The organism is Allobosea sp. NPDC003192 (genome assembly GCF_050275675.1).
Lineage (GTDB): Bacteria > Pseudomonadota > Alphaproteobacteria > Rhizobiales > Beijerinckiaceae > Allobosea.
Map to the genome: position 1 here is coordinate 187245 of NZ_JBNNPK010000004.1, position 22858 is coordinate 210102.

Sequence of the window (22858 nt, forward strand, 5' to 3'; positions counted from 1 at the left end):
CGCCGGATCTTACAGGCGCGAGCGCGCCTCTTCCGCCACCACCTCGGCGGTGATGCCGAAATGCCTGTAGAGTTCCTCTGCCGGTCCCGAGGCGCCAAAGCCACTCATGCCGACAAAGCCGCCATCCTCGCCGATCCAGCGCTCCCAGCCGAATTTCACGGCGGCCTCGACCGCGACGCGCACGCAGTCCTTGCCGAGCACCGCTTGCCGATAGACGCGGTCCTGCGCCTCGAACAGGCTCCAGCAAGGCATCGAGACGACCGCGGTCGGAATGCCCTCCTGCTGCAACAGCTCGCGGGCCGCAAGCGCGATCTGAACCTCCGAGCCCGTCGAGAGCAGGGTCACCGTGCGCGCTCCACCGTCGGCCTCCACCAGCACATAGGCGCCCCGCGCTGAGCGGTTCTCGCTGCCACCGTCACGCCGCAGTTGCGGCAGGCTCTGGCGGGCGAAGACGAGGGAGACCGGGCCACTGCGGTGTTCCAGCGCGATCTCCCAGGCCTCGGCCGCCTCGACAGCGTCGCAGGGGCGCAGCACGAACATGTTCGGCATCGCCCGCAGCGAGGCGATGATCTCGACCGGCTGGTGCGTCGGCCCGTTCTTGCCGATGCCGATCGAGTCATGGCTGAAGACGAACAATGTCGGCAGCCCCATCAGCGCCGCCATGCGCATCGCCGGCCGCTCATAGTCGGAAAAAGGCAGATAGGTGACGGCGAGCGGGATCACGCCGCCATGCGCCACCATGCCGTTGGTGAGCGCGCCCATCGCATGCTCGCGCACCCCGCAATGGAGATAACGGCCCGCGCGGTCACTCGCGTTGAAGGCGGCGAGCTGGCGCTTGTGGTTGGTCGGCGCTTCCAGATCGGCGCAGGCCGTCATCATCTCCGGCAGGACCTCGTAGAGCGCGGCGGCGATCTCGCCGGAGGACGCGATCGAGAACTCGGCCTCGCCGCCCTGTGCGGCGCGCACCTTGAAGGCATGGATGGCCTCGCGCCAGCCCGCTTTCAGGGTGCGCCCGTGCACGCGCTCGAATTCGTCGCGCACGGCATTGCTTGTCTCCGCAAGCCGTGCGGCCCAGGTCGCACGCTCCTGCGCACCGCGTGCTGCGGTCGCGCGCCAGGTTGCCGCGATTTGCTCGGGAATCTCGAACGATCCGCCCTCCCAGCCGAAGCGCGCGGCCATCTCGGCGCGATCCTCCGGGAAGAGCTTGCCGGAATGGCCGCCGCGCTGCCCCTCGAGGCGCAGAATGCCGCGCGCGATCACCGTCTTGCAGGCGATCAGCGAAGGGCGCGGATCGATCTTGGCAGCGTCGATCGCCGCATCGATCGCGGTGATGTCGTGGCCATCGATCTCCTGCACGTGCCAGCCGGCGACGCGGAAGCGCGCGGCGACGTCCTCGGAGATCGAAAGCTCGGTCGCGCCGTCATCGGTGATGGCGTTGTCGTCCCAGAAGAATGTGAGCTTGCCCAGCCGCAGATGGCCGGCGATTTGGATGACCTCCTGCCCGACGCCCTCCTGCAGGCAGCCATCGCCGACAAAGGCCCAGGTTCGGTGGTCGATGAGCCCGTCGCCGAAGCGGGCGTTGAGCGCGGCTTCAGCGATCGCCATCCCCAGCGCGTTGGCGATGCCCTGGCCGAGCGGGCCAGTGGTGGTCTCGATGCCGGCGGCCGGCTCGTATTCGGGATGACCGGCGCAAGGTGAGCCGAGTTCACGAAATCGCTTCACCGCGTCCAGAGAGATGTGATGGTAGCCGGTCAGGTGCAGCAGGGAATAGAGCAGCATCGAGCCATGGCCGTTCGAGAGCACGACGCGGTCGCGATCGGGCCAGGTCGGGTCGGCCGGATCGAACTTCAGATGCCGCGCATAGAGGGCGGTCGCGATCTCGGCCATGCCGAGCGGCACGCCCTGATGGCCTTCGCCCGCGGCGAGAATGGCGTCGACCGAGAGAAACCGGATCGCATGGGCCATGTCGGCAAGAGCCGCCGGACGCGATCCAGCGGGCGCCCCCCATTGTGAGATGTTCAAGTTCTGCCTCTCGCGATCGAACGTCCGGAGAGCAGATTGTGCCCAAGCTCAAGCGCTGGCTAAAACGCGAAATTTAGAGCGAAGCATGAACTTGATTCAGCTTTCAGCGCGGAAGGCGGCTTCGCGTGCAGTCGATCGGTCATCTCTCCATGCCTGGCGCACCGTTCCAGGCGCCGATCCGATATTGCCTAACGGTAGTTCCGCTCTCATCGGCTTTGACCCAATTGCTCGGCCGCGCGTTTGGCGGCGAGTGACCTCGACGATCCCAGCACGGCATAGCCAAGCTGACCGGTAAACCAGAAATAGGCGACGAGATCACCATCCCGCCGCGAAACACCAGACCCAGGTCGCCGATCGGGCGCGAGCCTGTTGTCATTTCAGCCTCCGCAGCCGGGTGACGTTGCCCGTCACGAAGCGGAAGGGAGGGCGTGGATCCTCGTCGAAGCTGGTTAGATTGACCGTCGGCAGCAATTCGTCCGTCACCGGATCGATCACGCTCAGCGTGTTGGAATCCTCATTGGTCAGGAAGACCCGATCGCCGGCGCGCGGCCCTGCCCCCGCAGACCCGTCCTGTGCCCTTGCGATGGCCGGGCTCAAAGCAAAGGCAGCGGCTCCCTGAAGTACCGCGCGGCGGCTCGGTTCGGTCGGATGACTGCTTAGTATGCCCTCTCCTCGTTGAGCAGGTAAGATGCTCCGCGCCGCCGATTATTCCCTGGTCGGGCCAGGGCTCACGCTTCCGTGATAGCGGCAAGTTCGCAGCTTCCTGGAAAAGCCCTGCCCGCCCGGAACCTCGGTGGTGTCGAGCTCGCGGGAAGCACCGATCAGGTCGGTCGCGTCTCGATCAACCTTTGTGGGCGCCTCGACCGCGACGCTTCGGCAGAATCTCGACCGGCACTGGCATAATGCCTGCCCCTCTCCTCCCCCTGCTAGCGACAAGGCGCTTCCGCCCGGAGCCCGCGAGATCAAGGGCACCCAGCGGCCGGCGCTCGGTTTCGTTTGAGATCGACCAGATCGCGGATCGGCCAAGTCGCAGCGAGAATCGTCGCGCCCGATATATTGTTCTTCAAAAAGAACAAAATCTTGCAAATCATTGCCGCAAATCGCATCTCAGCCCGATGAAGAGCACTCCGCCAACTCCGACAAGACAAACATCCCATATATGCAACGCCAAAGACAATAAATGACTTTCGCCGAATGTTCTTTAAAAAGAACATTCTCATTGACGCCCGCAGAGCGGAGCTCCAAGCTTCAGTCATGGCTCATCCGGCTCAATCGACACGCCGGCACAGCATTTCAGGAGTTGGTCATGGCGATTGGGAAGAGGGTTTTGTCGCGCCGGCAGGCAGCGACCTTCGTGGTCGGCGCCGCACTGTCCTTCGGCCTCGCCGGGTCGGCTGCCGCCGCCGAGGGCCGGCTGCGCATCGCCAAGCAGTTCGGCGTCGTCTATTTGCTGCTCGATGTCGCCGCCGAGCAGAAGCTGATCGAGAAGCATGGCAAGGCGGCCGGCGTCGACATCAAGGTCGAGTTCACCCAGCTCTCCGGCGGGGCGGCGGTGAACGACGCGCTGCTCTCCGGCTCGATCGAGATCGCCAGCGCCGGCGTCGGCCCGCTGTTCACCTTATGGGATCGCACCAAGGGCAAGCAGAACGTCAGGGGCGTCGCCTCGCTCGGCAACTTTCCCTACTACCTCGTCAGCAACAATCCGAATGTGAAGACGATCGCGGACTTCACCGACAAGGACAGGATCGCCCTGCCCGCCGTCGGCGTCTCCGTGCAGTCGCGGATCCTGCAATGGGCCTCCGCCAAGCTCTGGGGCGACAAGGAGTTTGCGAAGCTCGACAGGATCAGCGTCGCCCTGCCCCACCCCGAGGCTGCTGCTGCGATCATCAAGGGCGGCACCGAGATCACCGGCCATTTCGGCAATCCGCCCTTCCAGGAGCAGGAACTGGCCGAGAACCCGAACGCTCGCATCGTGCTCAAATCCTACGACGTCCAGGGCGGGCCGGCTTCCTCGACGGTGCTCTACGGCACCGAGAAATTCTACAGGGACGCGCCGAAGACCTACCGCGCCTTCCTCGATGCGCTCGACGAAGCCGCGAAGTTCATCACCGCCAACCCAGAGCAGGCGGCCGACATCTATCTCAAGGCCAATGGCGGCAAGGGCGACCGCAAGCTGCTGCTCCAGGTCATCAAGAACCCCGAGGTGAGCTTCAAGGTCGAGCCGCAGAACACACTGGGTCTCGGCCAGTTCCTGCACCGCGTCGGCGCGATCAAGAACGAGCCCAAGGCGCTGTCGGATTACTTCTTCGCCGATCCGCGCATCGCCGCCGGCAGTTGAGCGCCGGCATGACGCTCGTCGCTGACGAACTCCTGCGCGACAGCTCGGTGGCCGAGACCCGGCAGGCGCGCGCGGCGCGAGATGTGTCGGCAGCAGCAGCCCCCGACATGAGCGCTGGGCCGCTGCTGCAGGTCGACGGCGTCAGCCTCGAATACCGCACGGCCGAGACAATCGTGCGCGCCACTCACCGGGTCGGCTTCGATGTCCATGAAGCCGACCGCTTCGTGTTGCTCGGCCCGTCCGGCTGCGGCAAGTCGACCCTGCTCAAGGCAGTCGCCGGCTTCATTGCTCCAGTCGAGGGCGGGATCAGGCTCGGCGGCCAGCCGGTCAGCGGGCCCGGCCCCGACCGCATCGTCGTCTTCCAGGAGTTCGACCAGCTCCCGCCCTGGAAGACCGTCCTGCAGAACGTCACCTTCCCGCTCACGGCCTCGCGCACACTGGCGCGCCGCGAGGCACTGGAACGGGCCCGCCACTATGTCGAGAAGGTCGGCCTCGCCAAATTCGCCGACAGCTATCCGCACCAGCTCTCCGGCGGCATGAAGCAGCGCGTCGCCATCGCACGCGCACTCGCCATGCAGCCGAGCATCCTCCTGATGGACGAGCCCTTCGCCGCGCTCGACGCACTGACCCGGCGCCGGATGCAGGAGGAATTGCTGGCGCTCTGGGACGAGGTCCGCTTCACCCTGCTCTTCGTCACCCACTCGATCGAGGAGGCGCTGATCGTCGGCAACCGCGTCGCGGTCCTATCGCCCCATCCCGGCCGGCTGCGGGCCGAGTTCAACAGCCACGAATTCGATCTCGCCAGCACGGGCGGCGCGCCGTTTCAGGCCGCCGTTCGCCGCCTGCATGAACGGCTCTTCGAACATGAACAGCCCGGCGCGGGAGGGGCAAAGCCGTGAGCCTCGCCCAGCCGCCGATCCGGCCGGAATACGATCAGCCGCTACCGCCCTTCATCGCGACGGTGCTCGAACGCCGCCGCCCGCTGCTCGAGCGCCTCGCCGGGCAGGGCTGGCTGCGCAAGGGCCTGATCCTCGTCGTGCTCGCCCTCCTCTGGGAGGCGTTGGCGCGCTGGCAGGACAATGACCTCCTGCTGCCGACTTTCCTCGCCACGGTCCAGGCGCTGTTCGAGGGGCTCACGAGCGGCGAACTCATCCAGCGCGCCCGGCTCTCGCTGGTCGTGCTGGCGCAGGGCTATGTCGCCGGGCTGGCGCTCGCCTTCCTGCTGACGACGCTGGCCATCTCGACCCAGATCGGCCGCGACCTGCTCTCGACCCTGACCGCGATGTTCAACCCGCTGCCGGCGATCGCGCTCCTGCCGCTGGCGCTGCTCTGGTTCGGCCTCGGCTCGGGCAGCCTGATCTTCGTGCTGATCCATTCGGTGCTCTGGCCGGTCGCGCTCAACACTTTCGCCGGTTTCCAGGGCGTGCCCGAGACGCTGCGCATGGCCGGCCGCAATTATGGGCTCACCGGCCTGCGCTATGTCTTCGGCATCCTCGTGCCGGCGGCGCTGCCGGCGATCCTGTCCGGCCTCAAGATCGGCTGGGCCTTCGCCTGGCGCACGCTGATCGCCGCCGAGCTGGTCTTCGGCGCCTCATCGGGACGCGGCGGCCTCGGCTGGTACATCTTCCAGAACCGCAACGAGCTCTATACCGACAAGGTCTTCGCCGGCCTGCTCCTGGTGATCCTGATCGGCCTTGTCGTCGAGAACCTCGTCTTCGCGGCGATCGAGAGAGCGACGATCAGGCGCTGGGGGATGGCGCGCTGATGCCGCTGTCGCTCGCACTGACCCATGCCTTTCTGCACGGATCTCCATCCATGACCGCTGCCCTGCACTTCGCCGACGCTCCTTCCTCCGCACTCTCCGAGGCCTCCGCCGGAGACGATCCGAAGGCCTTGCTGCGGGCGCGCTATCGCACCGAAGGCCAGCCGGAGCCGGCGCAGTGGAACGAGGTCATCGGGCAGATCCTGGCGCATCGCTCGGTGCGCTCCTACAAGCCCGATCCATTGCCCGAAGGCACGATCGAGACGCTGGTCGCGGCGGGACAATCCGCCGCCAGCTCGTCCAACCTGCAGACCTGGAGCGTGGTCGCCGTCTCCGATCCCGCCCGCAAGGCGCGGCTCGCCGAGGTCACCGGCAGCCAGAAGCACATCCTGCAGGCCCCGACCCTGCTGGTCTTTCTCGCCGATCTCAGCCGGCTGGATGCGCTCGGCGCCGCTCGCGACCATGCAGTTGATGCGCTCGACTATCTCGAGACCCTGTTCGTCGCGATCATCGATGCGGCGCTGGCCGCGCAGAACGCCGTGCTAGCCGCCGAAAGCCTCGGCCTCGGCACAGTCTATATCGGCGCCCTGCGCAACGATCCCGAACGGGTGGCGAAAGAACTCGGCCTGCCGCCGAAGGTGTTTCCCGTGTTCGGCCTCTGCCTCGGCTATCCTGCCCCCGAGGTCGTAACCGGCATCAAGCCACGCCTCTCGCCCGCGCTCGTCCTCCACCGCGAGCAATACGGCACCGGCTACGCACCCGAGCCGGTCGCGGCCTATGACATGGCGATCCAGGACTTCCAGGACGAGCAGCGGATTCCGCAGATGCCCTGGTCGCGCCAGGCGCTCGCACGCGTCGCCGGGCCGCAATCCCTGAGCGGGCGCGACCGCATGCGCGATGCGCTGACTGCACTCGGCTTCGCGCTGCGCTGAGGTGTCTCCGCGGCAGCGGCGCTATAATGGTGATGTGAAACGAAATGGCGGAGCCCCGCCTCGGCGGGATCGACGATGAGCTGGATCGACGTCACCTATCACCTGCGTGGCTCGCCCGAGGATGCCGAGGCGCGCGCCAGGGCGATCACTGTCGAGCAGAGCATCGAGATGCCGCCCGAGGCGGTCGACGACCCCTTCGTCCTCGGCGAGATTCTCGGCCGTGTCGTCGCGGTCGAGCCCGAAGGCAACGGCCTGCATGCGATCCGCATCCTGCTCTCCGCCGCCACGGTGGGCGACGATGCCGGGCAGCTCCTCAACATGCTGTTCGGCAACTCCTCGCTGCATGATGACCTGACGCTCGCCGAATTCGCCTTGCCGCCCGAGCTGCGTGCCGGGTTCGGCGATGGCCCCCAGATCGGGCTCGACGGCCTGCGCCAGCGCGTCAATGCGGCCGGGCGTGCCCTGACCTGCTCGGCCCTGAAGCCGCAAGGATTGCCGCCGGAGGAACTCGCGCGCCTGGCCGAGGCCTTCGCGCTCGGCGGCATCGACTATGTCAAGGACGATCACGGGCTGGCGACGCAAGCCTACAGCCCATTCCCGCAACGCGTCGCGGCCTGCGCCACGGCGGTACGTCGCGCCAGCGCCCACACCGGCCATCCGACCCGCTATGTCCCGAGCCTCTCCGGTAGCCTCGACGCAGTGCGTGAGCAATTGCGCATCATCGACGAGGAGGGGCTCGACACGGCAATGATCGCCCCGGCGATCCTCGGCCTCGCTAATGTCCAGCAGCTCAGGCGTGACTATCCCGACATCGCCTTCCTCGCTCATCCGAGCCTGGCGGGCGCGGCGCGGATCGACCCGGCCTGCCTGACCAAGCTCTGGCGACTCGCCGGCGTCGACGCGGTGATCTTCCCCAATCATGGCGGCCGCTTCGGCTACTCCGCCAACACATGCAAGCGCATCGCCGAGGCCGCGCTCGCGCCCGAACCGGGGCGCGCGGCGATCGCCCCGGTCCCCGCAGGCGGCATGAGCGTGGCGCGCGTGCCGGAGATGCTCGACTTCTACGGCCGCGACGTCATGCTGCTGATCGGCGGCAACCTGCTCGCCGAACGCGACAGATTGAGCGAGGCCACGGCCGCGTTCGTCGCCACGGTCCGTCAGCACTCGCAAACGCAAGCCCGGGCAGAATCCCATGCCTGACATGACCAAGGACAATGCTCCCAACCTGCGCCGGCAGGAAGACGGCTTCGCCTGGGAGGGCGTCGAACGGCTCGCCTACAAGCAGGACGGCGACGCGCCGTTTCGCAACGTCTCGCGCCAGATCCTGTTCTCGCGATCCGACCTCGCCGGCGAACTGCGCTATTTCGAGGTTGCGGCCGGTGGCCATACCACGCTGGAACGTCATGGCCACGTCCATGGTGTCATGATCATCCGCGGCCGCGGCCGTTGCCTCGTCGGCTCTGAAGTGAGCGAGATCGGCCCGCTCGACCTCGTCACCATCCCCGGCTGGAGCTGGCATCAGTTCAAGGCCGCGCCCGACGAGCCGCTCGGCTTTCTCTGCCTTGTCGACGCCACCCGCGATCGCCCGGCGCTGCCGACGGCGGAGGAGCTTGCGACCTTGCGTGCCTCGCCGGAGATCGCAGCCTTTCTCGACGGCTGAGCGCCGCACGAAGCCAGGAGACAACGTCAGCGCCGGCAGTCATTGCAAGCATTATCAAATACCTGAGAGCATGCGGAATAGCGGGCAGAGAATTCGTCGAACTGTCAGATATCCTGCTCACACATATCAAATTCAGCGCGGCTGATAGTCAGGCCGGCGCGAGCGCGGCTTCCACCCGAATGCAGCGGACGAGCCGGCCCTCGCCAAGTGCCACCGCCGGAGGCAAGCCTATCCGGCAGACCTCCTCGGCCTGCTTACAGCGCGGTGCGAAGGAGCAGGAGGACGGCGCCTCGTTCAGTGGCGGCGGTGCGCCGGGGATGGCCTCCAGCCGCTCGCCCTTCCTCGCCCCATGCAGGTTGGCGGCAAGGAGGCCGCGCGTATAGGGGTGGCGCGGATCCCTGAGCAGCTCGCGCACCGTGCCGGTCTCGACGATCTGCCCGGCATACATCACGGCGAGACGGTCCGAGACCTCGACCGCGACACCGATGTCGTGGGTGACGAAGATCACGCCCATGCCGAGATCGCGCTGAAGCTGGCGTAGCAGCAAGAGGATCTGGATCTGCACGGTCGCGTCGAGCGCCGTCGTCGGCTCATCGGCGAGCAAAAGCTTCGGGCGGGCGGCGAGCGCGAGCGCGATCATCGCGCGCTGGCGCATGCCGCCGGACATCTCGTGCGGATAGGCTTTGAGGCGGCGCTCCGGCGAGGGGATGCGCACCAGCTCGAGCAGTTCGAGCGCGCGCGCCATCGCCTGCTTCGCCGAGAGCTTCTCATGGCGCATGATCGCCTCGGCGATCTGCTCGCCGACCGTATAGACCGGGTCGAGCGCCAGCGCCGGGTCCTGGAAGATCATCGAGGTGACGGCGCCACGATAGGCCGAGAGCTCGGCCGGGGTCATCGCCAGCACGTCCCTGCCGTCGACCATGACCTTGCCGCCGATCTCGGTGCGGCTTTCCGGCAGGAGACGCAGCAACGTCTTCAGGGTCACGCTCTTGCCCGAGCCGGACTCGCCGAGGATTCCCAGCACCTTGCCGGGCTCCAGCCTCAGCGAGACGCCGTTGACCGCATGCACCGTCTGCGCGCCCTTGAAGCGCACGGTGACGTCTTCCATCGCGACGAGAGGCAAGCTCATGCGGCATCCTCCAACGCAGGAGCGCGGCTGTGGCCGGAGCCCGGGATTTCTACGTGGCAGGCAACGAGCCGCTCGCCGCTGCCAACTGAGGTCAATGCCGGCTTGACCTTGGAACAGACCGTCTGGGCGTGCGGGCAGCGCGGGTGGAAGCGGCAGCCCTCGGGCGGGTTGATCGGGTTCGGCGGATCGCCCGCCAGCGGTGCCTCCATCGTGCGATGGTCCGGGTCCATCGACGGCATCGCCGAGAGCAGCGCCCGCGTATAGGGATGGCGCGGATCGTCATAGAGTTCCTCGACCGGCCCGATCTCCACGACCTCGCCGAGATACATCACCATGACCCGGTCGCTGATGAAGCGGACGACGTTGAGGTCGTGGCTGATGAAGATGTAGGTCAGCCCGTATTCCTCGCGCAGATCCATCAGCAGGTTGAGCACCTGCGCCTCGACCGACTTGTCGAGCGCCGAGACGGCTTCGTCGAGGATGACGAGGCGCGGCCCGAGCGCCAGAGCGCGGGCGATGTTGACGCGCTGGCGCTGGCCCCCGGAGAGCTCGTGCGGATAGCGCGCCGCGAAACGGGTGGGATCGAGTCCGACGCGGGCGAGCAGGTCGCGAGCCCGCAGGATCGCGCCGGACTTCGGGACGCCATGCACCATGGGGCCGAAGGCGATCGAATCCTCGATGGTGAGCCTCGGGTTCAGTGAGGCGAATGAATCCTGGAACACCATCTGCGCCTGGCGGCGATAGTCCTTGAGCGAGAGCGCCGAGCTGCCGACGGCTTCGCCGTCGAACAGCATCTCACCCTTGTCCTGTGGAATCAGCTGCATCACCACGCGGGCAGTGGTCGACTTGCCGCAGCCGGATTCGCCAACGACGCCGAGCGTCTCGCCCTTCATCACCGCGAAGTCGACGCCGTCGACGGCGCGCACCACGGCGCCGCGGCCGAGCGGGAAGTGCTTGGTCAGCGTGCGCGCCTCGAGCAACGGCGTGCCGGCGCCGCCGCGATCGATTCCGTCCTCGGCATGGAGCGAGAGGGACATGGGTCAGCCTTTCACGTCCATGGCCGAGCGCAGCCCGTCCGACAGCAGGTTGAAGGAGATCGAGGTGATGAAGATCGCGACGCCCGGCAGTGCGGCGACCCAGGGCTGGACATAGATCGCGGTGCGCAGCGTGTTCAGCATCAGCCCCCATTCCGGCGTCGGCGGCTTGGTGCCGAGGCCGAGGAAGGAGAGGCCCGAGGCCAGGATCATCGAGACCGAGATCAGGCTGGTGGCATAGACGAAGATCGGCCCGAGCACGTTGCCGAGGACATGGACGCGGATGATCGTGCCGGAGCCCGCCCCCGAGGCCCGCGCCGCCTCGACATAGTCCATCGAGCGCACCTGTGTGGTGACGCTCTCGGCGATGCGGGCGATCGGCGGGATGAAGACGATGGTCAGCGACAGCAGCGAGTTGAAGATGCCGGCACCCAATGCGCCCGAGAGCGCGATCGCCAACAGCACCGAGGGGAAGGCGTAGAAGATGTCGACCGTGCGCATCGTGATGGTGTTGAACTTGCCGCCGAAGAAGCCGGCCGCGACGCCGATGACCGAGCCGACGGCGAAGGCGATGAAGACCGGCACCACGCCCATGAACAGCGAGAGCCTGGCGCCGTGGATCAGGCGCGAGAGCATGTCGCGGCCGAGCTCGTCGGCGCCAAGCGGATAGCCCGGCGTGCCGATCGGGCGCAGGCGCCGCAGCATCGAAGAGCGCGTCGGATCGGCCGGCGCGATGTAGTCGGCGAAGACCGCCATCAGGATGATGGCCAGCACGACGATGCCGGCGCCGACTGCGACCTTGTCCTTGCGGAAGCGCCTGAAGACGCCGGACCAGTAGCCGGCCGAGCGGGCCGGCGGCGGCACGAGCGCGGCAGCGCTTCCCGAGGTCACCGCGCTCATCTCAACGCCTCCTCACGCGAGGATCGAGCAGGCCCTGGACGATGTCGACGAGGACGTTGAGCCCGACGAAGAACATCGCCAGCACCAGGATCGTGCCCTGCAGCAATGGTAGGTCGCGCTGGAAGATGGCGTTGCCGAGCAGGAAGCCGGTGCCGGGCCAGGAGAATACTGTCTCGATCAGGATCGATCCCCCCAGCAGATAGCCGAGCTGCAGGCCCATCACCGCGAGCGCGGTCGGCGCGGCGTTCTTCACGACATGGCGGAAGACGCCGAAGTCCATCAGCCCTTTGGCCCGCAGCGCCGGCACGAATTCCTGGTTCAGGATGTCGGCAACAAGGGCGCGCACCGTGCGCGAGATGATGCCCATCGGGATCACCGACATGGTGACCGCCGGCAGGATCATGTGGCTGACATGCTCCCAGTCCCATTTCCAGGCAGCCGAGCCGCCGGGGCCGGCCCCGCCCGGCGGCAACCAGCCGAGCTGCACCGAGAACACGATCACCAGCACCATGCCGAGCCAGTAATGCGGAACGGACACGCCGAGCACAGCGAGCAGGGAGGCGAACTTGTCGAGGAACGAGCCGCGAAAATAGCCGGCGACGAAGCCGAAGAAGCAGCCGAGCACGAAGCCGATCAGGGTAGCGAGGCAGGCGATCAGCAAGGTGTTGCCGACCGCGCGCCAGACCTCGGCGGCGACCGGCCGACCAGTCGCGATCGAGGTGCCGAGATCGCCCTGGACCGCCTTCCAGAGCCAGAGCCCGAACTGCACCGGCAGCGGCCTGTCGAAGCCATAGAGCTTCCTGATCTCTTCCTGCATCTGCTGCGATGCGTCCGGCGGCAGCACCGAGGTCAGTGGGTCGCCCGGTGCGATATGGACGAGCAGGAAGCAGAACAGGCTGACGCCGAGCGCCACCGGCAGCACATAGAGGATGCGCTTGGCGAGATAGGTCAGCATGGCCGGCCCCGCGTCATTCGCCGCTCACTTGTCCACGGTGATCGGCGAGAAATCCTGGAACCAGTTCTGTGCCTGGACGAAGCCCTTCACCTTCGGCGACATGGCGCGCGGGTTGACGTCGTGCGTCACCATCAAGAAGAGCGCGTCGTCGACGTATTTCTCGTGAGTCTTCTGCAGGATCTTGGTCTGTTCGGCCGGATCGAACGTCGTGCGGATCTGCTCGAACAGCTTGTCCATCTCGGGGTCACAATAGAGGCCCCAATTGGTGCCTGCCGGCGGCTTCAGATCGCATTGCAGATGGCGGATCAGCCCGGTGAACGGGTCCTGGATGAAATAGGTGTAGTTCATCCCCGTCCCCTTGCGCGAGGATTCATGGTTGGCGCCAGCGCGCCAGATGTTGATCAGCGTGTTCCACTCGACCACCTCGAAATCGACCTTGATGCCGACCTCGGCGAGGTTCTGCTGCACGAACTCGTTCATCGGCAGGGGCTGCATCTGGCCCGAGCCCGATGGGGCGATCAGGATGCGCGTCTGCAGCGGCTTGGCCGGCGAGTACCCGGCTTCCGCCAACAGTTTTTTCGCCTCGGCCTGGTCGAGCTTCAGCTTGAACTTCGGATTGCCGAACCACTGATGGCCGGGCGGGTAGAAGCCCTCGGCCGGGATCATCAGGCCGCCGAGCAGCTCCTTCAACCCCTCGCGGTCGACGGCGAGATTGGCCGCCTTGCGCACGCGGATATCGTTCCAGGGCGAACCCTCGGCCCGCGACAGGTGCCAGGTCCAGTTGTGCGGATAGGCGTTGGTGACGATCTTGAAACCGGCGCCTTTCAGTGAGGGGATCAGGTCCGGAGACGGCGCCTCGATCCAGTCGACCTGACCGCCGCGCAGTGCCGCGGCACGAGCATTGGCCTCGGGAAGCGGCAGCAGTACCAGCTTGTCGAGCTTCGGCACCCGCGCCTTGTCCCAGTAATCCTTGAAAGGCGACAGCTCGGCGCGCTCGCGTGGCTGGAAGGCGGTGAGTTGCCAGGGGCCAGTGCCGGAGGGAGTCTTGGCGAAGGCTTCCCAGCTCTTGCCGAGCTTCTCCCACTGCGCCGGCGAAGACATCATCACCCACGCGATCTGGTAAGGCAGCGTCGCGTCCGGCGCCTTCGTGATGATCTCGACCTTGTATTTGTCGATAGCCTTGTAGCCGGCGACGGCCGGAATGCGCGAGCGGCCTTGCGCCGCCTGGCGCTGGTCGAATTGCGGGCTGTCGTTCTTGAGCAGCTTGTCGAGGTTCCAGACCACCGCCTCGGCAGTGAACTCCGAACCGTCATGAAACTTCACACCCTCGCGCAGGACGAACGTCCATTTCGTCTTGTCGGCAGCGTCGGCCGCCCAACTGGTGGCAAGGCCCGGCGTCAGGTCGGAGGCCTTGTCAGCCTTGCTCAAGTCCCAGTTGATCAGCGCGTCATAGACCGTATAGCCCATGAACCGCATGCCTTCGCCGCCCTGGTCGGTCTGGCCGGTAGTCAGCGGAATGTCGGAGGCGGTCATGCCGATGCGCAGCGTGCCTTGCGCCAATGCCGGCTGGGCAAGGAGCGCGACGCCGGCGGCGAGCGACAGGGCGAGAGCGGAACGGATCATCGGTCACCTTTGATCTGGACGTGTTCTGAAATCGGCTCAGCAAGGGCCGTGCCACGCGCCTGAAGCCGCTGGAACCCCGCCGTCAGGCTCGCCCCTGCGGCGAGCGCTGACGTCTTGAACGCCGCATTCGATCGGCGAAGCGAAGACATGGATGGTCGGGACAAGCCCGACCATGACGACAAGAGCGCGGATCGGCGCGAAGACCGCGATCGTCACTCCATCGACATCGGCGCGAGATCAATGAACCAGCTCTTCGGCTGGACCACGCCCTTGACCTTGGCGCTCATCGCGCGCGGGCCGACATCGTGCGCCACCCAGACGAAGGGCGCCTCCTCGACGATGCGGGCATGGAGCTTGGCCAGCGCCGCGTCGCGCGCCGTGCCGTCGAAGGAGGTGCGGGCATCGGCGATCAGCTTGTCGAACTCGTCATTGCCGAAATAGCCCCAGTTGTTGGAGACCGGCGGGAAGGTCTTTGTCGAGACGAAGCGGACCATGGCGAAGAACGGGTCCATCGCCGCATAGGTGACGTTGGTGGCGTTGGCGCCGCGGGCATTGGCGTGCTTGGCGCCCTCGCGCCAGTTGGTGAAGACGGCGTTCCACTCGCCGACCTCGAGCGCGACGTCGAAATAGCAGTCCTTCAGCGCCTGCTGCATGAACTCGTTCATCGGCAGCGGCTGCATCTGGCCGGAGCCCGAAGCCGAGGTCAGCACCTTGACCTTTGCCGGCTTCGAGGCGGAGAAACCGGCCTCTGTCATCAGCTTCTTGGCAGCGTCGAGATCGTATTTGATCTCGAATTTCGGATTGCCCCACCAGGGATGTCCGGGCGGCACCGTGCCTTTCGGCACCTCCATCAGCCCGCCGAGCAGCGTCTTCAACTCCTCGCGGTTGACGCAGAGATTGGCGGCGTGACGCACCTTCTTGTCGAGCCAGACCGAGCCCTCGGCGAAGGAGAGCTGCCAGGGCCAGACATGCGGCTGGGCATTGGTGTAGACCTTGAACCCGCGGCTCTGGATCTGCGGCACGGCGTCCGGCGCCGGCGCCTCGATCCAATCGACCTGGCCGGAGAGCAGGGCGGCGGTGCGGGCGTTCGCTTCCGGCAGCGGCAGCAGCACGATCCGGTCGACCTTCGGAACCCGCTTGGGATCCCAATAGGCCTTGTTGGCGACCATCTCGAAGCGTTCGCGCGGCACGAGGCGCGTGCCCTTGAACGGACCGGTGCCGGATGGGTCGGCCTAGAAGGCGGTCCAGGCCTGCTTGGCGCGCTCGGCGGCATCGGTGACCGAGGCCGGAACGGCGGCGAGCTTGGCGGCCCAGTGCATGGGCGATGCCATGTAGAGATTGGTCAAATTGATCGGCAGGAAGGCGTCGGGCTCGGACGTCGTCAGCTCGACCGTAAGGGGATCGATCGCCTTGGCCGACTTCAAGGTCGGCATACGCGAAACGGTGACGCCCACCTGATCGGCAGCAAAGTGAGCCGCCTCTTTGTTGAGCACTTTCTCGACATTCCAGACCACCGCGGCAGCATCGAAGGCCGAGCCGTCCTGGAACTTCACGCCCGGGCGCAGCTTGAACACCCATTTCGTCTTGTCGCCGGCATCGACCGCCCATTCGGTGGCGAGGCCGGGAATGACGACACTGGCCTTGTCGGCAGAAGACAGGTCCCAGTTGGTCAGCCCGTCATACATCGGGATACCGGTGAAGCGGTTGCCTTCGAAACCCTGATCAGGCTGGCCGTGCGTGCGCGGGATATCCGCGGCGGTCATGCCGATGCGCAGGACTTTCTCCTGCGCCAGCGCGGCTCCCGCGAGTGCAGTCGAGAAGCCGAGCGCCAGCATAACGGCGCGCGTGATGGATGTGGACGTCATGACGATACTCCCCTCGAGGCCCGGCGTTGGTTCGCGCGGATCGAAGTGGAGATAGCAACGGGCGTGCCACTGGCCGGGTAGGCGTGATCAGCAAAGAGAAAGAAGGCGTCGGCCGCAGCTCGACTCCAACTTGAAGCATCTCCGGAATGACCGCTGCCGGGGATCGCGCCAAGGGCCGCTATCGGCGCAAAATAGTCTGACGTTAGCGCTGAAGATCGATCCAGTAGCCCGACCGATAGGCGATCGGCAGGAAGCGCTCATGCAGTCGCCGTAGCGTGTCCTCGGCATCAAGATCGGCGAACAGCTCGGGATGCAGCCAGCCTGCAATCCGCTGGAGGGCCACGAACTGATAGGGGCTGGTGTAGAACTGGTGCCAGATCGCGTGCATGCGGCCGGACCGGACCGCCTTCGCGGACTGGAAGGCGGGCCGCATCGCCAACGCGGCGAGCTTCGCCTGCGCCTTGCGAAGATCGGCGCCAGGGCCGAGGCCGACCCAGGCTCCGTTCGGCGCCAGCGCCTCCCAGTTGCCGCCGGTAACGATGACTACATCCGGGTCCCGCACGATGATCGTCTCCGGATTGATCGTTCCGAAGGTGCCGGGAAGCAGTTCGCTGCCGAGATTGATGCCGCCGGCCATCGCGACCATGGCGCCGAAATTCTCATTGCCGAAGGTCAGGCAGCATTCGTCGGAATAGCCGGGAATCCGGTCGAGCATGACGAGAGGCTTGGTGAATGGGCCCGCCGCGGCAAGCCGCTCCGTCACGCGCGCGATCTCTGCGGCCCGGAAAGCGATCAGGTCTTCGGCAACCTCGCTTTTGCCGAAGACCTGTCCGAGCAGGCGCAGCGACGGCTCTGTGTTGCGCGAGGGCGCATGCCGGAAATCGACATAGACGACCGGGATGCCCGCAGCGGCCAGTCGCTCGACCAGGCGAATTTCTGCGGCCGGGCGTTGCGTCTCGGCACCGAGCACGACGAGATCGGGCTGGAGCGAGATCGCCTTCTCGATGTCGAAGGCACCACTGTTTGGCGAGCCGAAGCGCGGCAGCGCCTTGGCTTGCGGAAAGCGCGCGACATAGGCCGCATGCGTGTCGGGATCGGATTTCTCGAAATCCTCGCCCCAGCCGACGATGCGCCCGAACGGATCATCGCGATCCAGCGCCGCGGCGACATGGATCTGCCGGCCTTCGCCGAGGATGACACGGCGGACGGGGGCCGCGACGGTAACCTGCCGCCCCGCCACGTCGGTCACCGTGACGGTCTCCGCCACGGCGCGCGCCGGCGCGAGCGCAAGCCAGGCCACCAGAACAAGCGCAAACGACTGCGCCATGCCGCAGGACCGCACGCCGCTCATGCTAGAGATCCATCGACATCGACAGCCGGACGGTGCGCGGCGCGCCGACATAGAAGGTGCCGAAGGAGGCGACGCTCGACCAGTACTTGGTGTCGGCGACGTTCTGGACCGTGGCACGGAATACGGTCTTGCGCCCGGCAACCTCGGTGGCGTAACGCGCGCCGAGGTCGAACCTAGTCCAGTCCGGCAGCGACTGGGTGTTGGCCGCATCGATATACTGCTTGCCGGTGTAGACGAGCGCGCCAGTGAGCGTCAGCCCCTTGAGCCAGGGCACGTCCCATTCGGCACCGAGATTGAGCTGCACCGGCGCGACACCGATCGGCCGATTGCCGAGATTGGCTGCGACTGCGGTCTTGGTCAGCTTGCCATCGAGCAGCGAGGCGCCACCCAGCAAGCGCAGCTGCGGCGTGACCTCGCCATAGACGCTAAGCTCGAGCCCGCGCACGCGCTGCTCGCCGGTGACGGAGAACAGGCCGCCATTCAGTTCGCCGCTCGGCTTGCTGATCTGGAAGCCGGCGAGCGAGACGCCGAAGCTGCCATATTGCAGCTTGATGCCGGCTTCGTACTGCTTGGTGCGATACGGCGCGAAGGTCTCGCCGGCATTGTTCGCCGTTGTCGGAGCGACGTCGCCACGGCTCAAGCCCTCGACATAGTTGGCGTAGACCGAGAGGTAGTCGAGCGGCCGCAGCACGAGGCCGACCATCGGCGTCGTGGCGCTTTCGTCATAGGCCGAGGTCAGGATGCCGGTCCCCGCCGCATAGTTGTTGGTCGCGACCGATTGCCGGCGCACGCCGAGCGTCAGCATGACCCGATCGTCGAAGGCCGACATCGTATCGGCCAGCGCGAGACTGGTCAGGTCGCTGTCGGAGAGACGTGTGCGTGCCGCGCGAGTCGCAAACTGCGTGGCGCTCCAGCTCGGCGCGTAGATGTTCGAGAGGACCGACGTGCCGTTCGTCAGCGCCCGCTCGATCGTCTCTCTGTAGTAGGAGGCCTGCAAGGTCAGCTGGTGCTTGACGAAGCCGGTCTCGAAGCGGGCGCGGACGCCGGCGTCATAGCTCTGGCGGCTGACGCCGAGATCGAAATATTGCGGCGTGTGGCTGGTGTCGCCGCGGGCGTTCAGGATCGTAGGCAGGCCGAAGAAGCGCTCGACCCTGGTCTGCGAGCCGCCGACATTGCCGAAGACCGTGATGGTGTCGGTGAGATCGAATTCATTCTTCCACAGCACCGAGCGATCATCGATGCGCGACCATTCCCAGGACTGGATGACGTTCTCGCGCCCGCTCGGGGCTGACGGGACGCGCAGACCGCGCGGCATCAGGAAGGGGCGGTTGGGCGCGTCGAACTCGTCGCGCTGCGCCAGGGCATAAAGCCAGCTGCGGAAGCGCGCACCCTGATAGTCGAGCGCCAGCGAGCCGATGCCCGTGGTCTCGGATTGCCTGTCGATGGCAGTGTCACCGCCTCGCAGCGAACCGTTGACGCGCACGCCGAACTCTCGTCCGGCACCGAAGCGGCGGGCGATGTCGAAGGTCGCGCCGCCATAGGCCCGCGACGAGAACTCGGCGCCGACGCGGGTGAGATCGCCCTCGGCGCGCTTGGGCACGACGTTGATCACGCCACCGACGCCGCCATTGGGCGCGATGCCGGTCAGCGCCGCCGCCGGGCCCTTCAGCACCTCGATGCGCTCGGCATAGTCGGTGAAGACGCGATAGTTCGGCGCGACGCCATAGACGCCGTCGAAGGCGATCTCGCCGCTATTGCCCTCACCGATCGGGAAGCCGCGGATGTTGAAGGAATCGACGATGCCGCCGGACGGATGCGAACTGCGCACCGACGGATCGAGGATCAGCGCGTCGGCGACCGTCGAAGCCTGGAGGTTGCGGACGAGCTCGCCGGTATAGCTCGTCGTGCTGAACGGCGATTTCAGCGTCTCGGCATTACCGAGCAGGCCGAGACGGCTGCCCTGCGCAACCTGTCCGCCAGCAAAGGGGGCTGGGACACCCGAGGCGCGGGCCGGGCCTTCGACGACGATCTCGTCGAGCCGGACCTGACCGTCATTGCGCTCCTGGGCACTTGCTGCCGAAGCGGCGACGGCGGCAAGGGCCGTGCCCGCGAGCAAGGACAGCGGGAGTCTTCCGCGCCGGGCAACACTGCATGGAACAGAAGGACACTGCGACGTCGCGAGACCAATTTTAGACATGACGAGACCCTTGAACCGCTACCGGAGCTGATTCCGACTGGCAGGGACCCTGTTCGTCACGAACAAAAAAGAAAAGCACGCAGACGTTGCAAAGAATGATGGTCAGTAGATAGCAGATATACGTGCCAATTTTGCAACGAATACTTTATAATGACTTCAATCAGTGCATTTTCGCGAACATGCCGACATCGCCGCCCGAACCCTCGCGCGACGTCATCTGATGATCGAGCGATGCGGTAGCGCGGTACGGCCTCGACCGTCGACCGCGTTTATTCGTGGGGGGCTTCTGAAAATTAGAGGCAGCTCGCCGTCAGGCGGCGTAACGCCTGACCAGCTCGCGCGCGGCCGAAATCTCGTCGCAGATCCACTCGTCGACCAGCCGCACTTCGCGGCGCCGGCGCATGCCTGGCGGCCGGACGAGATAATAGGAGATGCCGGTCGGCACGGCCTTGGGCAGCGGCACCACAAGCCGACCGTCCTGGATCGCCTCATGGGCAAGGACGACATCGGTCATGGCGACGCCGAGCCCGGCCTCGGCGGCGCTCAGCGCCATGTCGAGCGCGTCGAAATCGAGCCCGTGCCGGGTCTCGATCTGCATCCCCGATTTCTCGGACCAGGTCCGCCAGTCGCGCCGGTCCGGCAGCGGATGGAGCAGCGTCGCCTCGGGCAGGTCCGCGCCTGAAAAACGGCCACCGCCATAGGAGGGCGCGCACACCGGCAGTATCCATTCCGGGTAGAGCTCGGTGACGCAGTCGAGCGGCCAGTTGCCCATGCCGTAGCGGATGCCGAGATCGGCGTCGGCATCGTTGAGCGTCATGTCGTTCAGCCGGGTCTGGACGCTGACCTTCACCAGCGGGTGCCGCTCCTGGAAAGCCTTCAGGCGCGGCAGCAGCCAGCGCAGCGCGAAGGTCGGCAGGCACTTGATCGTGACCGTTTCCTGCTCGGCGCGGAACGGCGTGATCGCATCGGCGATATGATCGAACGCCTCCTTGACGCTGAGCGCGAGGCGCTGGCCGGCATCGGTGATCTCCAGCCCGTTATGCGTGCGCTGGAACAGCGGCGTGCCGAGCTGATCCTCGAGGATCTTGACCTGCCGGCTGACGGCGCTCTCGCTGACATTGAGCGCCGCTGCGGCCTTCTTGATGCTGAGCTGCGCCGCGACGATCTCGAAGCAGCGCAGGGCATTCAGGGAGGGCAGCCGCCGGGTCATGGCTGCGGGCTCGGACGCGGTGCTGTCGCGGCCGCCCGTCTCATCGGATGTCCATGCGCGGGTCGAGCGCATCCCTCAGCCCGTCTCCCGTGAAGTTGAAGCTCGTCACCGCCAGTGTAATGGCGATCCCGGGCAGGATCGCAAGCCATGGCGCGCTCGTCAGGTAGATCTGGGCGTTGTTGAGCATGTTTCCCCAGCTCGCGGTTGGCGGCTGGATGCCGTAGCCGAGGAAGCTGACATAGGATTCGAGCAGGATGGCGCGGGCGACGTTGAGTGTCGCCGCGACGACGATCGGCGCCATGGCGTTGGGCAGGAGCTCGCGGAGCATCACCCGCAGATGCGAGGCGCCGAAGGAGCGCGCCGCCACGGCGTAGTCCTGGTCGCGCAAGGCCTTGATCTGCGCCTCGACGATGCGCGCGACGTTCATCCAGGACGTCGCCGCAATCAGCAGGACCATCGAAGGCACGCCCGGCTTGACCAGCGCCGCCAGCGCCAGCAGCAGGAAGATCGTCGGAAAACACAGGATCGCATCGACGAAACGCATCAGAGCTGAACCGACAGCGCCGCCATGATAGCCGGCGACCATGCCGGCGCCGGTGCCGATGGCGATCGCGATCGCCATGGCGGCAAAGCCGATACCGAGCGAGATGCGTCCGCCCATCATCAGCCGGGCCAGCATGTCGCGGCCGAGCTCATCGGTGCCGAGGAGATGCGCACTCGCCAAGGGCGGAGCGAAGCGGTTCATCACGTCGATACGGGTTTCGTCGAACGGCAGCACGGCCGGGCCGAGAAAGCAGATGAGCGCCAACACAAGGATGATAGCCGCGCCGGCCATGGCGAGCCTGTGCCGGCGGAAGCGGCTCCAGGCGCTTTTCCGGGCGAGGCCACCGGTCTCGATCGGCAACTGGAATACATCTGCACTCATGGGTCAGCCCAGCCGGATGCGGGGATCGGCGACCGCGTAGAGCATGTCGGCGATCAGCGAGCCGATCAGCACCATCAGCGCCGACAGCATCAGGATGCCCATCACCACCGGATAGTCGCGGTACTCGATCGAATCGAGGAAGAGCCGGCCCATGCCCGGCCAGGTGAAGACCGTCTCGGTGACGAGCGCTCCGCCGAGCAGCGTCGGGAACTGCAGGCCGGCGAGCGTGATCAGCGGCAGCAGCGCATTGCGCAGGGCATGGCGGCGCAGCACCGCCTGCTCCGGCAGGCCCTTGGCGCGGGCGGTGCGGATATAGTCCTGGCCGATCACGTCGAGCACGGCCGAGCGCGTGAAGCGCGCCCAGATCGCGGTCTCGACCAGGGCCAGCACCATGACCGGCGCTATCATGTGGTGCAGCATATCGGCGAGCGAGCCGTCGCCGATCGTCTGGCGGTTGCCGGCCGGCAGCCAGCCGAGCTCGACCGAGAAGAGATAGATCGCGATCAGGCCGAACCAGAAGGTCGGGATCGACAAAGCGATCATGGCGCCGACCGTCGCAGCCATGTCGAAGATCGAATAGCGCCGGATCGCACCGAGGATGCCGATGGCGCAGCCGAGCAGCATGGCGATCAGCGTCGAGGCTGCCATCAGTTCGAAGGTTGCGCGCAGATGCGAAGCGATGACGCTCCAGACCGGGGCGTTGTCGCGATAGGAGCGCCCCCAGTCTCCGGTCAGCATGCGCCGGAGCCAGTCGAGATATTGCACCGGCAATGACCGGTCGAGGCCGAGCTCGCGGCTGATCCGGTCGAGATCTTCCTGCGTCATCTGGGCCGACTGGGCGAATTGCGACATCGGCCCGCCGGGTGCCAGATGCAGGATGGCGAAGCCGATCGCCGAGACGATCGCGAGGAGGAGCAGCGACTGCCAGAGCCGCCTTGCGAGGAACGGACCCATC

The 22858-nt window shown here is 66.3% G+C and carries 18 protein-coding genes and 1 pseudogene; 6 read left to right on the forward strand and 13 right to left on the reverse strand.

The features are described 5' to 3' along the window. Window positions 1-9: 9 nt before the first annotated feature. Together tkt and ACQKLX_RS07830 are read right to left on the reverse strand one after the other, a co-directional pair. Complete coding sequence (gene tkt, locus ACQKLX_RS07825; RefSeq protein WP_427361013.1) at window positions 10-1965, reverse strand: transketolase; 1956 nt, start codon at window positions 1963-1965, stop codon at window positions 10-12. Between the two features lie 429 nt (window positions 1966-2394). After that, window positions 2395-2619 (reverse strand): hypothetical protein, encoded by a 225-nt coding sequence (locus ACQKLX_RS07830; RefSeq protein WP_427361014.1) that lies wholly within the window; start codon window positions 2617-2619, stop codon window positions 2395-2397. Between the two features lie 709 nt (window positions 2620-3328). Between ACQKLX_RS07830 and ACQKLX_RS07835 the strand changes: the two genes are divergently transcribed. The 6 genes from ACQKLX_RS07835 (at window position 3329) to ACQKLX_RS07860 (ending at window position 8714) form a co-directional block, all read left to right on the forward strand. Continuing rightward, window positions 3329-4360 (forward strand): ABC transporter substrate-binding protein, encoded by a 1032-nt coding sequence (locus ACQKLX_RS07835; RefSeq protein ID WP_427361015.1) that lies wholly within the window; start codon window positions 3329-3331, stop codon window positions 4358-4360. A 107-nt stretch (window positions 4361-4467) separates the two neighbouring features. Continuing rightward, window positions 4468-5259, forward strand: coding sequence for an ABC transporter ATP-binding protein (locus ACQKLX_RS07840; protein ID WP_427361132.1), 792 nt, complete (start codon window positions 4468-4470; stop codon window positions 5257-5259). After that, complete coding sequence (locus ACQKLX_RS07845) at window positions 5256-6125, forward strand: ABC transporter permease (protein WP_427361016.1); 870 nt, start codon at window positions 5256-5258, stop codon at window positions 6123-6125. Before ACQKLX_RS07840 ends, ACQKLX_RS07845 begins: the two co-directional genes overlap by 4 nt. A gap of 50 nt (window positions 6126-6175) precedes the next feature. After that, window positions 6176-7054: an NADPH-dependent oxidoreductase gene (locus ACQKLX_RS07850; protein WP_427361017.1), complete on the forward strand. Its 879-nt coding sequence runs from the start codon at window positions 6176-6178 to the stop codon at window positions 7052-7054. 75 nt (window positions 7055-7129) lie between these two features. Further along, window positions 7130-8254 carry a RuBisCO large subunit C-terminal-like domain-containing protein gene (locus ACQKLX_RS07855; RefSeq protein WP_427361018.1) on the forward strand — a complete coding sequence of 375 codons (1125 nt, stop codon included), beginning with the start codon at window positions 7130-7132 and terminating at the stop codon, window positions 8252-8254. Further along, window positions 8247-8714, forward strand: a complete 468-nt coding sequence (locus ACQKLX_RS07860; RefSeq protein ID WP_427361019.1) for a cupin domain-containing protein — start codon at window positions 8247-8249, stop codon at window positions 8712-8714. The genes ACQKLX_RS07855 and ACQKLX_RS07860 overlap by 8 nt, the downstream gene beginning before the upstream one ends. A 148-nt stretch (window positions 8715-8862) precedes the next feature. Here the strand turns inward: ACQKLX_RS07860 and ACQKLX_RS07865 are convergent, their stop codons facing one another. The 11 genes and pseudogenes from ACQKLX_RS07865 to ACQKLX_RS07915 form a co-directional block, all read right to left on the reverse strand. Further along, the gene (locus tag ACQKLX_RS07865) at window positions 8863-9843 is read right to left on the reverse strand and encodes an ABC transporter ATP-binding protein (RefSeq protein WP_427361020.1); all 981 of its coding nucleotides are present in this window, start codon (window positions 9841-9843) and stop codon (window positions 8863-8865) included. Further along, window positions 9840-10880 carry an ABC transporter ATP-binding protein gene (locus ACQKLX_RS07870; RefSeq protein WP_427361021.1) on the reverse strand — a complete coding sequence of 347 codons (1041 nt, stop codon included), beginning with the start codon at window positions 10878-10880 and terminating at the stop codon, window positions 9840-9842. Before ACQKLX_RS07870 ends, ACQKLX_RS07865 begins: the two co-directional genes overlap by 4 nt. A 3-nt stretch (window positions 10881-10883) precedes the next feature. Further along, window positions 10884-11777 carry an ABC transporter permease gene (locus ACQKLX_RS07875; protein WP_427361022.1) on the reverse strand — a complete coding sequence of 298 codons (894 nt, stop codon included), beginning with the start codon at window positions 11775-11777 and terminating at the stop codon, window positions 10884-10886. A 1-nt stretch (window position 11778) separates the two neighbouring features. Beyond that, on the reverse strand, window positions 11779-12732 hold the full coding sequence (locus tag ACQKLX_RS07880) for an ABC transporter permease (RefSeq protein ID WP_427361023.1): 954 nt from the start codon (window positions 12730-12732) through the stop codon (window positions 11779-11781). 24 nt (window positions 12733-12756) lie between these two features. Next, complete coding sequence (locus ACQKLX_RS07885) at window positions 12757-14355, reverse strand: ABC transporter substrate-binding protein (RefSeq protein ID WP_427361024.1); 1599 nt, start codon at window positions 14353-14355, stop codon at window positions 12757-12759. Window positions 14356-14567: 212 nt separating this feature from the next. After that, window positions 14568-16220 (reverse strand): annotated as a pseudogene (locus tag ACQKLX_RS07890) (ABC transporter substrate-binding protein). A gap of 202 nt (window positions 16221-16422) precedes the next feature. After that, window positions 16423-17571, reverse strand: coding sequence for an ABC transporter substrate-binding protein (locus ACQKLX_RS07895; protein ID WP_427361025.1), 1149 nt, complete (start codon window positions 17569-17571; stop codon window positions 16423-16425). Window position 17572: 1 nt separating this feature from the next. After that, window positions 17573-19693, reverse strand: coding sequence for a TonB-dependent receptor (locus ACQKLX_RS07900; RefSeq protein WP_427361133.1), 2121 nt, complete (start codon window positions 19691-19693; stop codon window positions 17573-17575). 385 nt (window positions 19694-20078) lie between these two features. After that, window positions 20079-20978 carry a LysR substrate-binding domain-containing protein gene (locus tag ACQKLX_RS07905; RefSeq protein WP_427361026.1) on the reverse strand — a complete coding sequence of 300 codons (900 nt, stop codon included), beginning with the start codon at window positions 20976-20978 and terminating at the stop codon, window positions 20079-20081. A 40-nt stretch (window positions 20979-21018) separates the two neighbouring features. Continuing rightward, a complete protein-coding gene (locus tag ACQKLX_RS07910; RefSeq protein ID WP_427361027.1) occupies window positions 21019-21903 on the reverse strand; it encodes an ABC transporter permease in 885 nt (294 codons plus the stop codon). A 3-nt stretch (window positions 21904-21906) separates the two neighbouring features. Continuing rightward, window positions 21907-22857 (reverse strand): ABC transporter permease, encoded by a 951-nt coding sequence (locus ACQKLX_RS07915; RefSeq protein WP_427361028.1) that lies wholly within the window; start codon window positions 22855-22857, stop codon window positions 21907-21909. Window position 22858 lies beyond the last annotated feature (1 nt).